Here is a 19030-nt window from a genome sequence, read left to right on the forward strand (position 1 = left end):
AGTCCGAGTTTTGCGCGGGCCGACGATTATTTGAAATCTGCGTAAGGAATTAGCGGCTCCGGCGGCATATCGAGATCGCCGTCCCAGCCGGCGGCGGAATAGCGCACATAGAGCAGTCCGTGGCTTGGCGTATAGTCCTTCGCCTGCTGAATATCGACGCCTGCGCCGATAAACCAGTGCGGCGTCACGCGGCGCTCGACCACGGCCTGTACAGTATAGCCGACGCCGCCTCCGCTGCTGCTCGCCGAGGTCGGATTGCTCGCCAGAGCAAAGCCGGGATTAACCGGATAGCGCTGCTGCGCGTCGGTTTTCGAGTGCGACCAGGAGACCGAGCCGCCCAGATTGAACGACCAGTTCTCGGTGCGCTGCCGCCAGGTAACGGGCACGGAAAGCGAGAGATACTCTTGCGGGCTGTAGTAGCCGCCCTGGCCGAAGGTGTAGTCGCTGAGATCCTTTTGATAATGCCAGAGCATGGTGTTGAGGCCCACCGTGGCACGGCGATTATCGCTATTGATTACCTTATAGTAATAACCCGCCATCAGCCGCTCGCGGCTATTGTCCGCCACGTTCTCGCCGGTGATCTGATGCGCGCTGATATCGGCCCAGACGCCGTGCGCGCCGCCGCGATCGTAGCTCAGGCCGACGCTGCCGCCGGTCGCCACCACGCCGCCCCAGGTTTTGCCGCCGTTGGCCGCCGGATCGCGTGCGCCCGCATAGGCGAGCAGCGAGCTGGAGATGGGGCGCCGCGAGGCGGTGAGCGTCACGCCAAGCTCTTTAACGTCGGTTTTCCAGCTGACGCCGCCGACCCAGTTGGTGACCTCGAAGCCGAGCGGCGTGGTGCCAAGGTCCGCCGACCAGACGTCGTTGCCCCAGCCGACGCCCAGCGCGGTGCCTTCGTCGCGCTGGCTGGCGTAGCGGCTGCAGCCGCCTGAGTTGGCGTCGTCGCAGCTGCCAAAGGTTTCGTCAAAGGTGCCGTTGGAGGTAGAGAAGGTGCCCGCCGAGATCTGAACGCGATCGAGCCGGAAGAAGCCGCGCCCGTCGGCAAGCGGCGTTTCCGCCTGCAGCATGGTGGTATGCGCGGTAAAATCGGAGACGCCGGCGGTGCCCTTGTTGCGCGAATAATCCTGCTCCAGCATCAGCGTGGTGTCCTGCTGGCGATAGAGATCGGCAGTGTCGCTGCGGATGCTGCGCTTCAGCCAGTCATCCTGCGAATTATTGCGCGTCAACCGGCTGATGTTCTTGCTGTCGCCGATGCCGCTGGCGACCATCGCCTGCTGATAATCGGCCAGCGCGGCGTCAGGCTGCCGCTGCATGCGTTCCAGCCGCGCCGCATCGCGAAACACCAGCGCTTTGTCCTGCGAAGGCGGCTGCGCCGCGGCGCGCTGCTTCAGGCCCGTGAACTGCGCGGCGGCCTGCGTGACGTCGCCGACTGCCTGCCACGCCAGCGCCACGCGGCGATCGCCGTTCAGGCTCGCCTGCGCGGGCGGCAGCGCCTTCAGCGCCGTGCGCGCCTCGCTGTTGCGCTTCAGCGCCACCAGCGCTTCGATACGCCCGAGCGACGCGTCGCCGTTGTCGGCATCCCGCTCAAGCACCTGCTGATAAGCCTCAAGCGCCTGCTGCGCGTCGCCGCGCGCCAGCGCCCAGTCAGCCAGCGTCAAGTCGCGGCGGCTGGAGGCGGGCTGCTGACGCAGCAGCGCGATGGCGTCGCTCTCCTGCCCTGCCGCGCGTAGCGCCTCGGCGCGCGCGAACAGCTTATTCTGCGTCAGGCGATCCGCCAGTTCGCGCATATTGCTGCTCCACTGCGCCTCCGGCAGACGGTGCAGGGTCGCCAGCGCCGCCTCGTCGTTATCATTGCCGGAAAGATAGAGCGCCGACGCATAGAGCGCGGTCGCGTCCTGCGGATGCTGCTGCTGCAGCGTCGCTATAACCGCGTCCGCCTGCTGCGGCGCTCCGCCGTTGCGCAGCGCGCCGGCCAGACGGTAGCTGAGCCAGACGTCGTCCGGCGACAGGGACAGCGCCTGGCGATATTTCTCCGCCGCCTCTTGCCAGCGGCTCTGCTGCGCCAGCGCGTCAGCTTCGGCGCGCAGGCTGTCGCTGCGCAAAGATCGCAGCGTGTCGGCCAGCGCGCGCTGCTGCGCGGCGGGCAGACCGTTAATAAAGGCCATGGCGCGCGCCGGCGACTGGGTCTGATAAAGTCCCGCCAGGCGGCGAACCGCGGTGGTATTGCTGGCGTCGAGCCGCAGCGCGCGCTGCCAGAGCTGCTCGGCGCTCTCCGCGTTGTTGCGCGCCAGCGCCACATCGCCAAGGCCGATCAGGGCGTAGCTGTCGCTGCTATCGAGCGCCTGCGCCTCGCGATAATGCCGTTCCGCGCCGTCGAGATCGTGCTGCGCCAGCGCTTTGTCGCCTTCGTCGATCGCCTGCCAGTAGCGGTTGGTCTGCAGCAGCGACTGCCACTTGCCCACCTGCGTGCTCTGCTGACCCGCCTGAATCGCGCGCTCCAGCCAGAGAACGGCGGCAGCGCGGTTATTGGCGCGCGCCTGCGCCTGGCCCATCGCGCCCATCAAGTCGGCATCGTTGGGGTTCGCCTTGAGCGCGGCGTTCAGCGCTGCGATAGCCTCGGCGCCGCCGCCCGCATCCACCAGCGCCAGTCCGCGCATACGCTCGCGGTAGGCGGGATCGGCGAGCAGCGCCTGCTGCTTCGCCAGCGCCTCCTGGCCCTGCTTCTGCGCGTCGCCGTCGGTGAACACCTCCAGATAGGCTTTCAGCTGCGCCACGCTGCTATCGCTCACCGGTTGATTATTGATCTGCTGTAGCCAGAGTTCTGCCGCGGCGTCGCGTCCGGCGCTGCTTTTCGCCAGCTGCTTCAGCTGCTCGACCGCCTGGGCCGACTGCTGGCGATCGAACGCCATGCGGGCCAGCTGCAGCTCAACGCCGATATTGCCGGGATAGCGCTGTTCCAGCGCCTGAAGCTGCTGATACGCCACGCCATCCTGGCCCGGGATACGCGCCAGCAGCCGCCAGTACTCCAGCGCGATATTCGCATCGGGAAAGACGCCGTTGAACAGCGCGTCGTAGGCGCTTTTCGCTTCCGCGAGGCGGCCGGACGTGGCGAGCAGGCGCGCCTCCTGCAGCTTCTGCCGTCCCTCAGCGGAGATAAGCGCCAGGCCGACGGCGGACTCGCGCGTCGCCGCCGAATCGGGCGCGACCTTTTGCAGCTGCGTCAGCAGGGTCTGTGCGGCGGCAACGTCGCCCTGATGCAATGCCAGGCGCAGACGCGCCGCCAGCACCTGCGGATTATCAGGATCGATCTTCTCCAGCCGGTAGAGCGCCTGCTGCACCAGATCGTATTTATTAGTCGATTCGCCGGTACGGACCTGCGACAGCAGCCACTCTACCGGCGAGACTTCCGGTCCGGCGCCGGGCGCGGCCAGACACGGCAGCGCGCCCAGCACGCCGCTCAGCAACAGGCTCGCCCGCAGCGCGCTCGCTTTATTCATCTTCATCGTCAAGCAGACGGCGACGCGTAATGATGCGCATCAGGCGCCAGGTCATTAGCGCAAACAGCACTACGACAAACACCGCGCAGAGCGCCAGCCAGAACGGATGGGTCGCCAGCATCGTCCACAGGCGCTCCCACCAGGGAAGATGGCCAACGAAATAGTTGTCGCCGACGCGCAGGCTGTTGACGCCCGACTCGCGAATAATGGCGGCGGAGCCGAAAATCGCGGCGCGCTTGCCGCTGTCGGTCAGCGCCTCGTTCAGCAGCTGCCAGCTGCGAGAGCTGCCGTCCGCCAGCAGCGCCACCACGCTGCGCTGATCGTTGAACGGCGACTGGAAGCCGATCACCGTCGCCAGCGGGCCGCGCGAACCGATGGCGGTGGTGATTTCTGGCGCGCGATCGCCTTCGCTGACGCTGCCGGCATCAATGGCCGCCTGGCGCGTCGGCGTTTTTATCCAGCTACCCGCAGCGTCGACCAGCGCAGCGATCCGGCGGTCATCCTGCAGATCTTTCGGGATGTCGCCGATCATCAGCAGATCGGCGTCCTGCGACTTCGCCTTGCTCCAGTCGTCGCTGAACTGCACCCGCAGCGCCGGATAGCCGGTCTGCGCGCCGATATTGCCCAGCGCGTTCAGCAGCGTGCCGACCTGCTGCGCGTCAGGTTTCGGCTGCACCAGCACCAGCGTTTGCGCCAGATCGGCATAGCGCGTGAAGGGGAAGCCCGCGCCCGCGAACGCGCGCAGCGACGGCATTTCGATATAGTGACGGTAGCCGGAGAAGTCGACGCTGGAGCTGTCGTCTACCACCACGTGATGGCTGACCGGCGTCACGTTCTCGCAGCGCCCGTCAGCGGTGCCGCTGATGATAGTGTTGGCGTAGTCGAAGTCGAAACGCAGCTGGTTAACCACGCCGAGACGCAGCGCCGGAATCGTCAGCTGACGGTTGTTGTCCTGCAGTCCCTGAATCAGCGGAATACGCAGCAGCTGCTGGCCGGCGGTATTCTTCGGCGGCAGCGGATAGTCCTGGATGAACTGGTTGTTCAGGTTGACCGCCAGCCGCGAGCCGTCCGCCTGGAACGGCGCGGTGTAGCGATAGCTCAGATCCATATCGATGCCGCGCGCGCGCACCAGGAAGAGATCGGGCGGCAGGTTGAGCGTCAGGCCGATGGGGTTAGGCTGCATGCCGTCGGACTGCAGCTGGTTTTCATACTGCGTCAGCTCGGCGAAAGTGGTGCGTCGATCGGTTCGCACCCAGTTTGGCGCGTCGTAGGCTTTACGCGGCGCCTGCAGGTTGACGCTGTCGATGGTCGAGGTATCGCCGCGCAGCAGCAGTTCGCCCTGGGCGATGCCCTGCACCGCCGTCAGCAGATCCTCATCGTTGCGTCCCAAAATCAGCAGCATTTTTTCATAGGGATTGTCGGGCTGGCTGACGATTTCCACCGTGGGCTTGTTCACCGGCGGCAGATCTTTCAAAAAGTCCGGACGAGCGTCGTTGGTGGCGAACACCACGGCGTGCTGCTGCTGTGGCAGCTTGTTGTAGAGCACCGGGAAGTTCTGGCCGCGCCACGCGGCTTTGCTGCCGAACCAGGAGGCGAGCATCGCAGCGGCGCGCTGCTGCGCCACGTCCGGCTGCGCGGCGAAGACCATCGGCAGCGTCAGCGGACGCTTGTCGCGCGCGTCGAAGAAGGGCTCGGGAAAGTGCGACAGATCGTTTTTCAGCGGCAGCTTTTGCAGCGTTAAATCGAGGCCGCTCTCTTTGCCGATATCGAGCCAGATCGTGCTGTTGGCGGGGTTCTCGCACACGTTGGTGTAGTGGCCCACCAGCTCAAAGCGTACGCGGTTGAAGTCGCTGATAAAGCGGGGATCGATCGCCAGCTGGGTCTGGGTCTCTTTGCCGAGCTGCTCCGGCGTAACGATAATCAGGCCGATCAGCTCGTCGTTGAGATAGACCTTAAGCTGCGATAGCGTCGGCAGCAGCGCGGGCGAAGGACGATAGCTGAGATTCAACAGCGCGCGGGTCACCACCTCGTCGCTGCGCACGCCGAACTCAATCTGGCCGCTCGGCTGCGAGCCGCGCAGCGTCATGCTGCCCGGCGGCGGCGCCAGACTGGTAAAGTCGAGCCGGCTGTCGCGCACCGGCGCGCCGGGATCCTGCGGTGCGGTCTGAACCAGCGCCGCATCGACAGGATTCGCCGACGCGGCGTCCTGCGCGGCGGCACAGCTTAGCGTTGCGGTGCCCAGCAGCAGGGCGGTAAACCAACCGTTCACTCTCGTCATCGTCATATCATCAACTCAATACGTTTTTTGAAGCGGGCGTCCGCCCGATGCCCTGCGGCAACAGCGAGGCCAGCCAGCTCACCCCAGCGGTAAGCAGGTTAAACAGCCGACGTAACTGCGGCGGACCATATTCCGCCAGGCGCAGATAGCCTTTAAAACCGAGGATCATGATATCGGCGAGGCTCTGCACCGGTTTATCTTCCGGGAAACCGTCCTGCCACAGCGCCCAGGTATCGGCGCGGGCGAAGGTGCACTGGATAAATTCGATATGTTGCTGAGTCGTCAGCTGATGCAGACGAATACCGGCGCGCAGGCCGAAGACGCGCTGCACGCGGCACGGAAAGCTGAACTCCTGCTGGCCGCGGCGCAGCAGCAGCCAGACTTTTTCATCTTCCTTCAACGCATTCGATTCACGCATTTCGACGCCGACGCCGCCGTCGGAGTAGTCGCGCAGCGTACAGGGCAGCATATGGCCATCTTCGCGCGCGATAGCGGCGGGCATGGCGATCTCCACGCGGTGCGCCTCGCGGATTTGCCGCGCCTCGACGGAAACCGCCACCGCGCCGCCGAGGATCACCATGTTGTAGATGACCCACACTAGGCTCACCCAGACCGTCAGCACCTCGTTGGCCGGGCCGTAGTTCATGCGCCAGAAGGCCATCGCCACGCCCGCCAGGTTGAGCAGCACCAGGAACATATAGGGTTTGGTGATCACCCAGTCGAGATGGTGCTCTTCTACCAGGCCGCCTTTCGCCGTCACGTTGAATTTGCCTTTGTGCGGATTGAACAGGGCCACGGTGGTCGGCCGGGCGATATACCAGGCCAGCACGGTTTCATACACCTCGCTCCAGAAAGAGTGACGCCAGCGCCCCTGAATGCGTGAGTTGGTCAGGCTGGTGTGCAGCATATGCGGCAGCACGTAGATAGCGATAGCCAACGCGGGCGCGTAGATGATGTAGGCGTGGCAGAGCAAAAACGCCAGCGGCGCCAGCAGGAAGATCAGGCGCGGAATGCCGGAGAGAAAGTGCAGCATGGCGTTGGCGTAGCAAAGGCGCTGCACCCACCTCAGCCCCTTGCCGAACAAGGGATTATCAAGACGGAAAATCTGCACCATGCCGCGCGCCCAGCGGATGCGCTGGCCGATATGCGCCGACAGGCTCTCGGTCGCCAGCCCCGCCGCCTGAGGAATGCGGATATAGGCGGAGGCGTAGCCGCGCCGGTGCAGGCGCAGCGAGGTGTGCGCATCTTCGGTCACGGTTTCCACCGCGATGCCGCCGATCTCATCCAGCGCGCTGCGGCGCAGCACGGCGCAGGAGCCGCAAAAGAAGGTGGCGTCCCAGGTATCGTTGCCGTCCTGCACCAGGCCGTAAAACAGCGAGCCTTCGTTCGGCGTGCGGCGGAAGCGGCCCAGGTTGCGTTCAAAGGGATCGGGCGAGAAGAAGTGGTGCGGCGTCTGCAGCATCGCCAGCTTCGGATCTTTGATAAACCAGCCGATGGTCATCTGCAGGAAGGCGCGCGTCGGCACGTGATCACAGTCGAATATCGAGACGAATTCGCTGCGGCAGCGCGTTTTCAGCGCATGGTTGATATTGCCCGCCTTGGCGTGCTCGTGCGTCGGTCGCACTACATAGTTCACGCCGACGCTGGCGGCGAATTCGCGAAACTCTTCGCGGCTGCCGTCGTCGAGCAGATAGATATTGAGCCGATCTTTTGGCCAGTCGATGCCCATCGCCGCATAGATAGTCGGCTTCACCACGCTGAGCGGCTCATTGTAGGTCGGCACCAGCAGATCGACGCTCGGCCACTGATCGAGCGTGGCAGGCATCGAGACCGGCTGACGGTTAAGCGGCCACAGCGTCTGAAAATAGCCCAGCACCAGCACTACCCAGGCGTAGGTTTCCGCCACAATCAGCAGTAGTCCGAATATCAGGCTAAGCGGATCGTCCCAGTTGAGCGTCGAGGTATAGCGCCACCACAGATAGCGGCAGGAGACGGTCAGCGACAGCACGATCAGCATCATGGTCGGGAAGCGGCCCGGCACGCGCCGCACCAGCATCGCCAGGCTCCAGAGCAGCACCACGAAGATAAACTGCGTCAGCAGCCCGAACGGCTGGCTGATGCAGAGCAGCGCCAGCAGTGAAGCGAACAGCGCCGCGCCGATAAAAAAGAGGCGACGTGCCAGCGGCGAGAGCTGCTGCAGCCGCTGTTCGAGACGCGCGTCGACGTTGCCATTCTGAACTCGCGCGGAGAGCGTATCGAGCCACTGATAGCCGCGCTGCCGCCAGCGAAACAGCGGCAGGAAGCCTTTAAAACGCTGACGCTCGCTGCGGCCGCTGTCATCTTGCGGCAGAATAACTACCAGCCACAGCGTCTGCACCAGATAGCGCACAATATCCAGCGGGCGCGGGCGCTCCGGCGAGATATGCGGATAGAGACGGCGGCGATCCTGAATAATGCGCTGCCATCCCGGCGTCTCAAAACGCAGCAGCGCCCAGCCCAGCGCGCACCAGAACAGATTCAGGCCGCTGGCGAAGCGGGACGCGCCGCGCTCGCGCGCCGTGACGTAACGCGAACGCAGCGCCTGCCAGACCGGCGCGGTCAGCAGCCAGCGCAGCGGATTCACGGCTGTTCTCCGTTCAGATGGAGCAGCAGCCAGTTCGCCAGCGTGGTGATCTCTTCGCTGACCAGCGCATGCGGACGATACTCCCCTACCGGCTGCTTCATCATCAGCGCTTCCGCCAGCGCTTCGTCGCGATGGATAAGCAGCGGGATCAGGTTATTCAGCGACGCGACCCATAGCTGATGCAGATCCTGCTGCAGCTGGCTGTTGGCGTTGAACTGGTTGATCAGAAAGCGCGTATGCGGCGTAAAAGAGTGCTGACAGAGACGGAGATGACAGTTGGCGTCAGGCGTCAGCACGCGCACTACGCCATCGAGCCGCGGATAGAGAGCCTCATGCCAGGGCAACGAATCCGCGGGCAGATCAAAAATTATCCAGCGATAGCGGCGCTGCAGATCCGCCAGCGCGTCGAGCAGCGGCGCGGCGATCGCGGCGTCCTGATGCAGCAAAGTAAAATCTTTCTGATGAGTAAGCGAGCCATGAGGCAGCAGATCAGGACCATCGGGATAGCGCAGCGCAGCGCCCTGCCAGGCGTCGCCGCCGAGCAGCGCCTGCATCCAGCCTTTTTCCGGCAGCGCGGGCAGATTAAAGTGCGCGCCGAGCTGGCTCACCGGAGAGCCGTCAATCAGCAGTACGCCTTCGCCCAGCGCCGTCAGCGCCCAGCCGAGCGCGGCGCCGATAGAGGTGGCGCCCGTACCGCCGCGTACGCCTTGCAGCGCGATCAGCGGCATTAGCGCGACCTTCCCGGCTGTTCCGCCGACGTTTCGGCTAACAGCGGCCAGCGCGCGACAATGTTCGCCAGCCGCTCTTCGCGAGCGATGTCGATATAGCGAAAAGCCTGTAGAGAAAAAGCGTCGCGCAAGGCGCTAATATCATCCTGACGTTGGCCGTCGGACGCGACCAGAGTATAAGCATTTTCATTTTTCATTACTTTTCGCCACGGATAAAACAACGTCGGGTAAAAGGTGGTTATATTCACGCAGGCGTTAAATCGACGCTGCCTGAATCGGCGCGATGATAGATCAATGCGAACCCGTCTGTCATAACGTATTTTTAAATTTCTCAGGTTGCATCCTGCCCTGTCTATAATAAGCTAGCCTGGACTGAACAAATCGCGAATTCAATATGAAAAATTCCTTTGCGCTGGGGCTGTTGCAGGTTCAGCCTGAATTAACGGTATTGCAAACGCCCGGCTGTTATTGGGTAACCTGCGCGCGTCAGGAAGATGCGCGCGCTTTTATTCGTCAGGCGATCCTGGCGCAGCAATCCGTCACCCTTATCAGCGCAGATGAAAAGCCGCGCGATCTGCTGACGCCTGATCCGGCGGGCGGGCCTGACCGTATTCCCTTGTTTTCTCTGCCTAAAAATAAAAGCAGCCTGCTGCATCTGGAGAGCGACTTTTCCCGCAAGCTCGCCAGTAAAAACGGGCTGGTGATTTTTAACAGCAGCGCGGCGCAGTGGGATAAACTCGACGACGCCGAGTTAACCTCGTGGATAAAGCGCATGCGCCGGGTGCTGATTAAAAAACAGATGACGCTTTTAATGGTCACCTCTGGCGCCACGATAATTAACCTGCGTAATAATCTTCAGCGTTATTTTCGGCAGCTTGACGGCCTGGCGCATTTAGCCTTTCAACAGGATAGCTGGCAATATCGAATTAACTGGTGGTATGCCGGCGATCGGTTGCTCGCTGACCGCGCCATTCGTCTTGACTGCAAAGACGATCGCTTTTACGCCGTAAATGAAAATGAAAAGCAGGAGCCGCTCAGCTTAAACGACGAGCAACAATATCTTGCCGATAAAATAGTGCTGGAGGGCGCACCGCCCCTTTCGCGTCAGTGGCAGCTGTTTGACGATAATGAACAGGTCTTTTTGCGCGCCCAGCAGGCGAGCGCCGCGACGGTGATTTTCAGCCTGAGCCGCAGCGACCTGATCGGCGAGCTGGCGAAAATGGTGCATAGCCTGCGCCGCGCGCGCGGCAACGGCTTAAAAATCGTGGTGCGCGAAATGGGCACCAGCCTGCGCTACAGCGACGAACGTCTGCTGCTGGCGTGCGGCGTCAGCGCCATCGTCTCCGCCAGCGCCACCATGTCGCGCTTTTTGACCACGCTGGAAGGCCTGCAGGGCCAGGTTTTCAACCGCCGCGTGCCGGCTAACCTGGACGCGCTGACCGCCGCGCTGCAGCCGCTGCATGAGAAAGGCTATTTGCGCCTCGACGCCTTCTGTCAGGCGGTGGGACAGCTGATCGGCAACACCCTGCTGCCGGATAACGACAAAGGTCTGCTGGTGGCGCTGCGGCCGGTGCCGCAGCTCAGACCGCAGCAGATCCTGACGCTGTGCAAGCCGCGCCGCTTCGGCGATCTGGTGACGGTGCTGGACGATCGCGTCATCCTGTTTCTCTCTTCCTGCCGCTATAACGATCTCGATAAAGCGCTGAAATTTATCTTTTCGCTGCCGCACGACGAGCTTTTCGCGAACAGGATGGTTTGGTTTGAGGACAATCAAATTCTCGCCGAAATCAATAACATAAAAAATCTGACGCCGAATGCGCTGCAGGATATCACACCGCAGATCCAGCCGACGCAGAGCGCTGACGAACCGGCGGAAACGCGCGAACGCAGCGCGCCGCAGCCGATTACTTTACTGCCGGAGATGAAAAGCTGATGAACCTGATGGACTGGGTGCAGATTGCGCTGCTGACGTTAGTCATCTTACTGTTTCTAAAGCCGTTATATCGGCAATGGCTGCCGCGTCGCTGGAACGGCATGTTGAATCGCCTGCTGCCTGCGCGCGCGTTAAAGTCTGAAGGCCACTGGCAGCGTAAATCCTCGAAAAAGGATGCAAATCATTAATGAATAACGATCAACCGACTTCCGCTCACTCTTCCCGCTTATGGTCTTACTGGCGCGGGCTGGGCGGCTGGAACTTCTACTTTTTGCTCAAGTTCGGCCTGCTTTGGTACGGCTATCTCAACTTCCACGCCTTGAGCAATCTGGTGTTCCTGGCCTGGCTGCTGTTCCCGCTGCCCTCGCCGCGCCTGCACCGCCTGCGCAGCTGGATATCGATTCCCATCGGCTTCGGCCTCTTTTGGCACGACACCTGGCTGCCAGGGCTGGAGAGCATTCTCAGCCAGGGCGACCAGCTGGCGGGCTTCTCCGGCGCCTATTTGTTCGATCTGGTTAACCGCTTCATTAACTGGCAGATGGTCGGCGCCACCTTTGCGCTGCTGGTGCTCTATCTCTTTGTTTCGCAGTGGATCCGCGTAACGGTGCTGGTCTCGCTGATGCTGATCTGGCTTAACGTGCTGACCATCGCCGGCCCCGCGCTGTCGCTGCTGCCGACCAAAGCCGCCACGCCGGAGGTGGTGCTTAACCAGACGCCAGCGGCCGGACAGAGCCCGGCCGCCGCCGCGCCGGACGGCCTCGATCAGTCGGCGCCGCCCACCAGCGCCAACCTGACCGCCTGGCTGAACCGTTTTTACGACAGCGAACGCAAGCGCGTGACCCATTTTCCCGACAGCCTGCCTGCGGATTCGCAGCCGTTCGATATTCTGGTGGTGAATATCTGTTCACTCGCCTGGTCCGATATCGACGTTTCGCAACTGCGCAGCCATCCGCTGTGGCGCCACTTCGATATCGTGCTGAACAACTACAATTCCGCTACCGGCTACAGCGGCCCGGCGGGGATTCGTCTGCTGCGCGCCAGCTGCGGCCAGACGTCGCACAGCGATCTCTATAAACCGACCGACACAAGCTGCTATCTGTTTCAGAATCTGGCGAAGCTGGGCTTTAAAGAGCAGTTGATGATGGACCATACCGGCGTGTTTGGTAACTATCTCAAGGAGCTGCGTGATGACGGTGACATGCAGGCGCCGCTGATGTCGCAGGCGGGCATTGCGCCGGAGCTGACCTCGTTCGACGGCTCGCCGGTATTTAACGATGCGCAGCTGATGCAGCGCTGGCTGGATGACCGCAGCAAGAGCAGCGACGCGCGCAGCGCCACGTTCTATAACCTGATCCCGCTGCATGATGGCACGCGCGATCTCGGCAGCACCAAAACCGCGCCGTGGAAGCCGCGCGCGCAGCTGCTGTTCGACCAGCTCGACGCGTTCCTGACCAATCTGGAGAAGTCGGGTCGACGCGTGATGGTGCTGGTGGTGCCGGAGCACGGCGCGGCGCTGCAGGGCGATAAGATGCAGATGTCCGGCCTGCGTGATATTCCCAGTCCGAGCATTACGCATGTGCCGGTGGGCATTAAGTTTGTCGGCATGAAAGCGCCGCATCAGGATCAGCCGCTGGCCATCGACGCGCCGACCAGCCTGCTGGCGATTTCCGAGCTGGTTTCCCGCGTGGTGGATGGGCAGGTGTTTAACGCGCCAAACGTCAATATGTCGGTGCTGGCGGACAAGCTGCCGCAGACGCCGGTGGTGTCGGAGAATGACAATGCCGTGGTGATGATGTATCAGGGCAAGCCGTGGATCCGGCTGAACGGCGGCGACTGGGTTGCTTATCCGCAGTAGGTTTTGCCTGCTGCGCAGGTTGGCTCTGAGCGGGTTCCGCCCGCCAGGCGGCAAGGTTCGCTGCGCGAATGGGCTCTGAGCGGGTTCCGCCCGCCAGGCGGCAGGGAGTTTCAGCCGCTCCGCTGCTGGCGTGCGTGTTAAGGGGCTCGCCAGCCCCTTAACAATCCCGGCTTCCGGCAGCCTCCACGCCGCGCTCCGCGCGGTCCCTTCGTTGCTTACGTCGGCCGCACGGACCGCGCGGATTCGACATCCTGTCTCATGCCGCGCTCTCGCCGACGTCCTGTCGGCTCGTCCTGGCCGCCGTGCGCGCCTCAGCGTGTCGGATGCCTCTGACTGCCCGCCTGTGAGTTCCCTTGTTTTTTATTAACGACGGCGTCGTCTGAATGCATGTCTCATGCTTTCAGCGACGAAGTTGCGCCTTCAGGAATCGGGACGTACAGCGGGGTTGTGGGGGCCATCGCAGCCGCTGAGCGGAGGAAGGATTTCAGGACGAGCGGCAGGGATGCCGCGAAGAGGCTGGCATGAGCCAGGGATGGCGAATCCAGCCGGTCCGTCAGAAATCCTGAGAGAGCGAAGGGACCCGCGCAGCGGGCGGGTGAGCTGGCCCGGGGCGCGGGTGCAGGGCCGGCGCCTACCGGCCCTGCTCGGTCGCCCGCAGCGGGCGAAATGAAACTCCCTCGCTGTCAGGCGAACGAAACCCGCGCCGCTGCAAGGCAAACGAAACCCGCACCGCTGTCAGGCGAACGAAACCCGCTCAAGACCGCCTGCGCAGCAGGCACCTCGCCCGTCCGCGCAGCGGACAAAAAGCGCCCGTTCGCCGCAGCGAACCTCACCCGTCAACGCTTCTCCTGAAGCGCCAGCCACACCAGCAACTGCAAGCTGGCGGAAAAATAATTCTGGTCCGGCGCAAGCCGATCGCTGATATAGCCGGTCTCGTTCAGCGTCAGATCGCGGATCGCCAGCAGGCCGCCGTCGAGATTATAAGGGGCGTTGCTGTTGCCCAGCACGTCGAACCAGGCAGGCGTCGTCAGGCGACCGTAGCGCTGCCAGACGTTCTGGAACGGCACCAGACGCAGGCTCTGCGGATCGTACCACCAGATATAGAGCGGCACGCGCACCGCGTCGTAGCTAAAACGGTTCGAGTAGCCCACCGCGGGCGCTACTGAGCCGTCCGCATTCAGCGCCACCCAGTCAAGCGGCAGGCCCGTTTTGCCGAAATGCATCTCGCCCAGCAAATCCATGCCGTCGTCAATCAGGGCGTTCCACACCTTGAGATGGCTATGTTCGGCAAATTCGCGCCAGGCCTCGAAAATAAAATAGGAGGGGTTCAGCACGACGTAGCTGGTCTTGTTGAACCCCTGCGCGCCCGGCAGCATCACCGTACGTCCCGCGTAGGTCACCACATTGTGCTTCACGATGGCGCGCTGAATGCGATCCGACGCCTGCTGATAGGCCTGCGACGACCACTTATCGGCCGCGCGCTGCAGCGCCCAGGCGATCAGCACGTCGCCGTCGGAGGCGTTGTTCTTGTCTGCCACCGGTTCAGCGGCATCCGGCGTATAGCGCCAGTAGAAGAGATCGTTTTGCGTATTCAGCAGATGCTGGCGCGTCCAGCTCCACAGCTTATCGAAGGTCGCGCGATCGTCGTTCGCCACCGCCAGCAGCATGCCGTAGCCCTGCCCTTCGGTATGGCTGACGTTATTGTTGGCGTTATCGACAATACGTCCTTCCGGCGTTGAAAAGCGGCTTTTGAAGGTGCTCCAGCCATCGGCCGACGCCTGCGCGCTTACCATCATCACCATGAAAAAAATCACCCATCTGAGCCAGGCTGGCTTTGTCATCTTATCGCTCCGTTAGTACCGATAGTGCAGCGTATTGCCGTCGTTAAGCTCCAGCTCCAGCGCCACCGCAACCGCCGCGCCGCCGCCCTGCGCGCGCAGCCAGCCGCCGTAAAGTCCCGCCAGCACGGCGGCCAGCGCCGACTGCCAGCTTTTCGCATCCAGCGCGCCGTCGCCCGCAGGCAGCGCATGGTGCTTCAGTAAAATCGCCGCGTCCTGCGGCTGCAGCTGAACAAAACCCCAGTTAAAGCGAGCCAGCTGCAAATTCATTTCGCGCTCCAGATCCTGCACGGTGCGCGCGTCAGGCAAAGGATAGCGCGCCGCCAGCGAATCGCCCATGTCGTAGAGAAACGCCTCCGCCTCTTCTTTGCCCGCATTGGCGAGCATGCCCTCCATCATCACGCAGACCAGATCGAACCAGCCCGGCTGATGCGTATGGCTTGCCGCGCCCGTATGCTCACTCATTAGTTGTCTCCAAACAGATAGCGGAAGTAGAGCTGCGCCGTGCTTTCGCTGTAGTCGCCGAAGGTGTCGTAGCCCAGCTGGCCGCCGACCGTAACCGCTTTATTCACTTTGTAATCCGCGCCGGCGTGCAGGTTGTAGCCGATGCCGTTTTTGCTGTCGCCGCTATAGTAAGCGCTCTTTACCGCGCCGCTCGCCGCATAGGATTCCAGCTGCGCCTGCATAGCGGGATCGTTCGGGAAGTATGCGCTGCGATCCTGGCTGTAAGACTGATAGCCGACCGAGCCGCCGACCTTTACGCTCAGGTCATCAAACTTGCGCGTAAAATCGATGGGAAATGACACCGCCGTATAGTTCTGCGGGCTGAAGTAGCCGCCCTGACCGTAGCTGAAATAGCTGAGGTTTTTCGAGAAATCCATCCACGACAGGCTCATGCCGACCTTCAGTTCGCGGTCGTCACGGTGGAAAGGCCGTACGTAAGCGCCCGCCGTGGCGTTAAGACTGTCGTTGCTCGCCACGTTCTCGCCGATATAGCTGTAGGCGCCGCCGCCGACGTAGAAGCCCGCATCGCCGTTGTCATAGCTCAGCAGCGCATTGCCGCCGTTTTTAGTGACGCCGCCCCAGCGTTTGCCGCTCGCTTTATCCTGTACGCCGACGTAAGAGAGCAGGCTGTCGGTCATCGCGCGGCGCTCTCCGGTAAGGATCAGCGTCAGGAAGTCGGTGAGTTTCGGCGACCACTGCACCCCGCCCACCAGCGTGCTGAGATCCTGGCCCAGCGGCGTGCTGCCAAGGTCGATTTTATAGCTGTCGCCTTTCAGCGCCAGGTTCAGCTCTACGCCGGATGCTCGCTGCGAATCGGTCGAGGCGCTCGGCACGTCGGTGGCCTTCGCGCCGCCGGCGGCAACCACCTTCGCCTGCTCAAGCGCGTTGCTGCCGAAGCGACGCCATGCATCGCCCGCCGCGCTGCCCGCCGTCAGCGAAAGCGGCGTCATCATAAAATCGAAGCGTGCGTCGCCGAAGGGCACGGTTGAGAAGGTCAGCGGCGCTTTCGCCTCGGTCAGCTTACTGAGGCCCGACTCGCCGTCGCGCGCACGCACCTGCACCTGACCCTGCGTCCAGGTGCCGGTTTTCTCCTGCAGCCCCTCCATCATGCTGTCGATCTGATGCAGGGTGCGCGCCTGCTGCAGCGGCAGGTTAGCGCCGCTCGCCAGGACGACGCCTTCGGCGCTGCTGGTCACGCCAGCCGGCGCGCTCTGCCACGGCAGCACGCTGCCGTAGCTGGATGGCGAGCGTCCCACCGGCGAGGCGCTGCGGTCGATAAAGGGATTGTCCGCCAGCGCCAGGCCGCCGACGGTCGGCGTCTCGCCGTTTTGTGCGCCCTGCAAACCAGTCAGCTGGCCGCGCGCGCTGCGAAGGTAGCGCATCGCCTGGGCGCGATCGCCGTTCGCATCGGCGACGCGCGCCAGCAGCAGCAAGCGCTCTGGCGTTTGCTGCGCCTGCAGACCGCGCGACAGATCGTTGGCGCGCGCCAGGTTGTTCTGCGCCAGCGCCACGTTAATCGCGCCGACGCGCGCGTCCTGGGTCGCGGTGTCCTGGGTCAACAGGTAGTCATAGACCACGCCCGCTTCTTTGTTCATCTTGCCGTCCTGATAGAGACGGGCCATGGCGAACATCAGATCGCGATTCTGCGGGTCGTGCTGCAGGGCGCCGATGAGCTTGTCATAGGCGGCGGCGTACTGCTTCTGCTCGCGCAGGCGATCTACCTGATTAATCACGTAGCCGTTGCGAATGCCTGCCAGCTGCGTCGGCGTGCTGCGCGCCTGCAGCTCTGGCGCGTCGAGGAAGCGCTGCGCTTCGCTGGCCAGTCCCGCCTGGTTCAGCACGGCGACCTGCGCCGCATAGTCGCCTGCATTGCCCTGTACGCCGCGCTGCATGTTGCCGCGCACGATCGCGACGGCTGTCGCGACGTCGCCCGCTCTGGCGAGCTTTTGCGCCAGATTGCCGGCATCCGCCGGATTAGCGGGCGGCGTCTGCGCCAGCGCTTTTAGCGTGTTAACAGCGGCGGCGTTCGCGCCCTGCGCCAGATAGCTGTCGGCGGTCGCCATCTGCAGATTGAAGTTAACGCGCTGCGCCAGCTCGCGCATGTCGCGCGTCTGGGCGCTGGCGGGAATACGCGCCAGCAGCGCGCTGGCCTGCTGCCAGCCGCCGCTCTCGCTGGCGTTGATAGCGGCGGCGTAGCGCTCGCTGACGCCCGCGCCGTCGCGCATCGCAAACTGCATCACGCCTGCGGCCTGCGGCGTGTCGCCCTGCGCGCGGTAGAGGCGCGCCAGGTCCAGGCGCAGCCAGCCGTCGCTGGGGTAGCGCTGAATGCCCTGCTGCAGCGTGGCGATCGCCGCACTGGCGTCGCCTGCCTTCAGCTCGCGTTTCGCCTGCTGGCGAATCGGATCGCTGCCGCCATTGCTGGCGCGCGGCGCCACGCTCTGGCGCACGCTGTCGGGCAGCGACGCCAGCAGCGTACTCGCCTCGGCGCTGCGGTTTTGCTGGCGCAGAACATAGAACAGCCCCTCTTTCGCGCTGCGGTTATCCGCATCGTTTTGCAGGATGGCGCGATAGGCGCGCTCCGCCTCGCTGAACTGGCTGCTGCGGCGCAGCACGTCGGCGCGGAACAGCTGCGCGGCGATGCCTTTTTCCCCTTCCGCCTGCGTCAGCGGCGCGCTGAGCGAGAGCGCCTGGGCGCTGTCGCCGTTTTTCAGCGCCTGCTGCGCCGCCGCCAGCTGCGCATAGAAGCGCGCATCGTTGGCCTGCTGCTGCCGCTCGGCGCCGCGCTCGCCACCAAGCTGGGCCGAGCGTTGCAGGTAGTCCGCCGCTTCACCGTAGCGGCCGCCGCGCTGCGCGACGTAGCCCATGCCCGCCAGCGCGTCGGCATCCTGCGGACTGGCGTTCAGCACTTTCTCAAAACTGTTTTGCGCGCCGCTGACGTCGCCGCTGTTAAGCGCGTTAAAACCCGCGCCCTTCTCGGCGCCGCCGACATTTTTACGGTAGTAATCCATTACCGCCGCGTCCTGCGGATGGCGCTGCTGCCAGCTCTGATAGCGCGAGGCGTCCGACGGCTGCGGGCCGAGCCACAGCAGCGCCTGGCGCAGCGAACGATCGGCCTCCGCGCTGCCGTCCGCCAGCGTGCCGAGCAGATCCACGCCCTCGCGGCGCGTGGCGTCCTGATAGGTCAGGGCTTTGCCCAGCGCCAGCCTGGCGCTGACATCCTGCGGATGCGCCGCCGAGAACTGCCGCAGCGCGTCGACCGCCTGCGGCAGCAGGGTGCGGTCGCCCGCCATCGTCAGGTAGTACTCCGCCGCCACGCTGGCGGGCGGCTCATTGCCGTTAAAGGTGTTGCGCCACGTCTGCAGCGACGCGGCGATATTGCCGCTGCGCGCCTGCTGACGCGCCAGCGACAGCTGCGCCTGCGGGATGGTTTGCAGCTGGCGCGCGTTATCCAGTTCGCTCAGGCGCGCGTCCTGCGGCGAGACGCTGCTCAACTGCTGGCGGTAGCGCGCCGCGCCTTCGACGTCACCGCCCTGCTGCGAGTAAAGCGCCAGCAGATAGAGCGCCTGCGCGTTGCTCGGTTCCACCATCAACACTTTTTGCAGCGCGGATTTCGCTAGATCGTCATGCGCTTTCTGATGCCAGTAGGCCGCCTGGTCGAACAGCGCCTGCAGCGCCGGATTGGCGCTTTCCGCCGCCAGCAGCGGCAGAGAGAGAGAAAGCGCGCCGCCCAGCAGCAGCGCGCGACGGATACCGGTGCTTATCGTTGTTTTCATT

At 63.6% G+C, this 19030-nt stretch carries 11 protein-coding genes; 3 read left to right on the plus strand and 8 right to left on the minus strand.

Annotated features, from left to right (window positions below):
• Positions 1-26 precede the first annotated feature (26 nt).
• The 5 genes from bcsC to bcsR are packed head-to-tail and all read right to left on the minus strand — an operon-like array spanning position 27 to position 9323.
• The gene (gene bcsC / locus PVE98_RS18880) at positions 27-3497 is read right to left on the minus strand and encodes a cellulose synthase complex outer membrane protein BcsC (RefSeq protein WP_096072371.1); all 3471 of its coding nucleotides are present in this window, start codon (positions 3495-3497) and stop codon (positions 27-29) included.
• A complete protein-coding gene (gene bcsB, locus PVE98_RS18885; protein ID WP_333621054.1) occupies positions 3490-5781 on the minus strand; it encodes a cellulose biosynthesis cyclic di-GMP-binding regulatory protein BcsB in 2292 nt (763 codons plus the stop codon). Before bcsB ends, bcsC begins: the two co-directional genes overlap by 8 nt.
• 4 nt (positions 5782-5785) lie before the next feature.
• Complete coding sequence (gene bcsA / locus PVE98_RS18890) at positions 5786-8398, minus strand: UDP-forming cellulose synthase catalytic subunit (protein ID WP_096072370.1); 2613 nt, start codon at positions 8396-8398, stop codon at positions 5786-5788.
• On the minus strand, positions 8395-9126 hold the full coding sequence (gene bcsQ, locus PVE98_RS18895) for a cellulose biosynthesis protein BcsQ (protein WP_096072369.1): 732 nt from the start codon (positions 9124-9126) through the stop codon (positions 8395-8397). Before bcsQ ends, bcsA begins: the two co-directional genes overlap by 4 nt.
• The gene (gene bcsR, locus PVE98_RS18900) at positions 9126-9323 is read right to left on the minus strand and encodes a cellulose biosynthesis protein BcsR (RefSeq protein ID WP_033754498.1); all 198 of its coding nucleotides are present in this window, start codon (positions 9321-9323) and stop codon (positions 9126-9128) included. Before bcsR ends, bcsQ begins: the two co-directional genes overlap by 1 nt.
• A gap of 197 nt (positions 9324-9520) precedes the next feature.
• On the opposite strand from bcsR, the gene bcsE reads away from it, so the two are divergent.
• Genes bcsE through bcsG form a run of 3 tightly spaced genes read left to right on the plus strand, consistent with a single transcriptional unit; the run spans position 9521 to position 12914 of the window.
• Positions 9521-11059, plus strand: coding sequence for a cellulose biosynthesis protein BcsE (bcsE, locus tag PVE98_RS18905; RefSeq protein WP_096072368.1), 1539 nt, complete (start codon positions 9521-9523; stop codon positions 11057-11059).
• The gene (gene bcsF / locus PVE98_RS18910) at positions 11059-11247 is read left to right on the plus strand and encodes a cellulose biosynthesis protein BcsF (RefSeq protein ID WP_033754492.1); all 189 of its coding nucleotides are present in this window, start codon (positions 11059-11061) and stop codon (positions 11245-11247) included. The genes bcsE and bcsF overlap by 1 nt, the downstream gene beginning before the upstream one ends.
• Positions 11247-12914: a cellulose biosynthesis protein BcsG gene (gene bcsG, locus PVE98_RS18915; RefSeq protein WP_333621061.1), complete on the plus strand. Its 1668-nt coding sequence runs from the start codon at positions 11247-11249 to the stop codon at positions 12912-12914. Before bcsF ends, bcsG begins: the two co-directional genes overlap by 1 nt.
• Before the next feature lie 836 nt (positions 12915-13750).
• Here the strand turns inward: bcsG and PVE98_RS18920 are convergent.
• The 3 genes from PVE98_RS18920 to PVE98_RS18930 are packed head-to-tail and all read right to left on the minus strand — an operon-like array spanning position 13751 to position 19029.
• Positions 13751-14755 (minus strand): glycosyl hydrolase family 8, encoded by a 1005-nt coding sequence (locus PVE98_RS18920; RefSeq protein ID WP_096072367.1) that lies wholly within the window; start codon positions 14753-14755, stop codon positions 13751-13753.
• A gap of 12 nt (positions 14756-14767) precedes the next feature.
• Complete coding sequence (bcsD, locus tag PVE98_RS18925) at positions 14768-15217, minus strand: cellulose biosynthesis protein BcsD (RefSeq protein WP_096072366.1); 450 nt, start codon at positions 15215-15217, stop codon at positions 14768-14770.
• Positions 15217-19029: a cellulose synthase subunit BcsC-related outer membrane protein gene (locus PVE98_RS18930; protein ID WP_407568531.1), complete on the minus strand. Its 3813-nt coding sequence runs from the start codon at positions 19027-19029 to the stop codon at positions 15217-15219. Before PVE98_RS18930 ends, bcsD begins: the two co-directional genes overlap by 1 nt.
• Position 19030: the final 1 nt, after the last annotated feature.

It is taken from the genome of Pantoea sp. GABEPS69 (assembly GCF_045780835.1).
GTDB classification, from domain to species: domain Bacteria; phylum Pseudomonadota; class Gammaproteobacteria; order Enterobacterales; family Enterobacteriaceae; genus Pantoea; species Pantoea septica.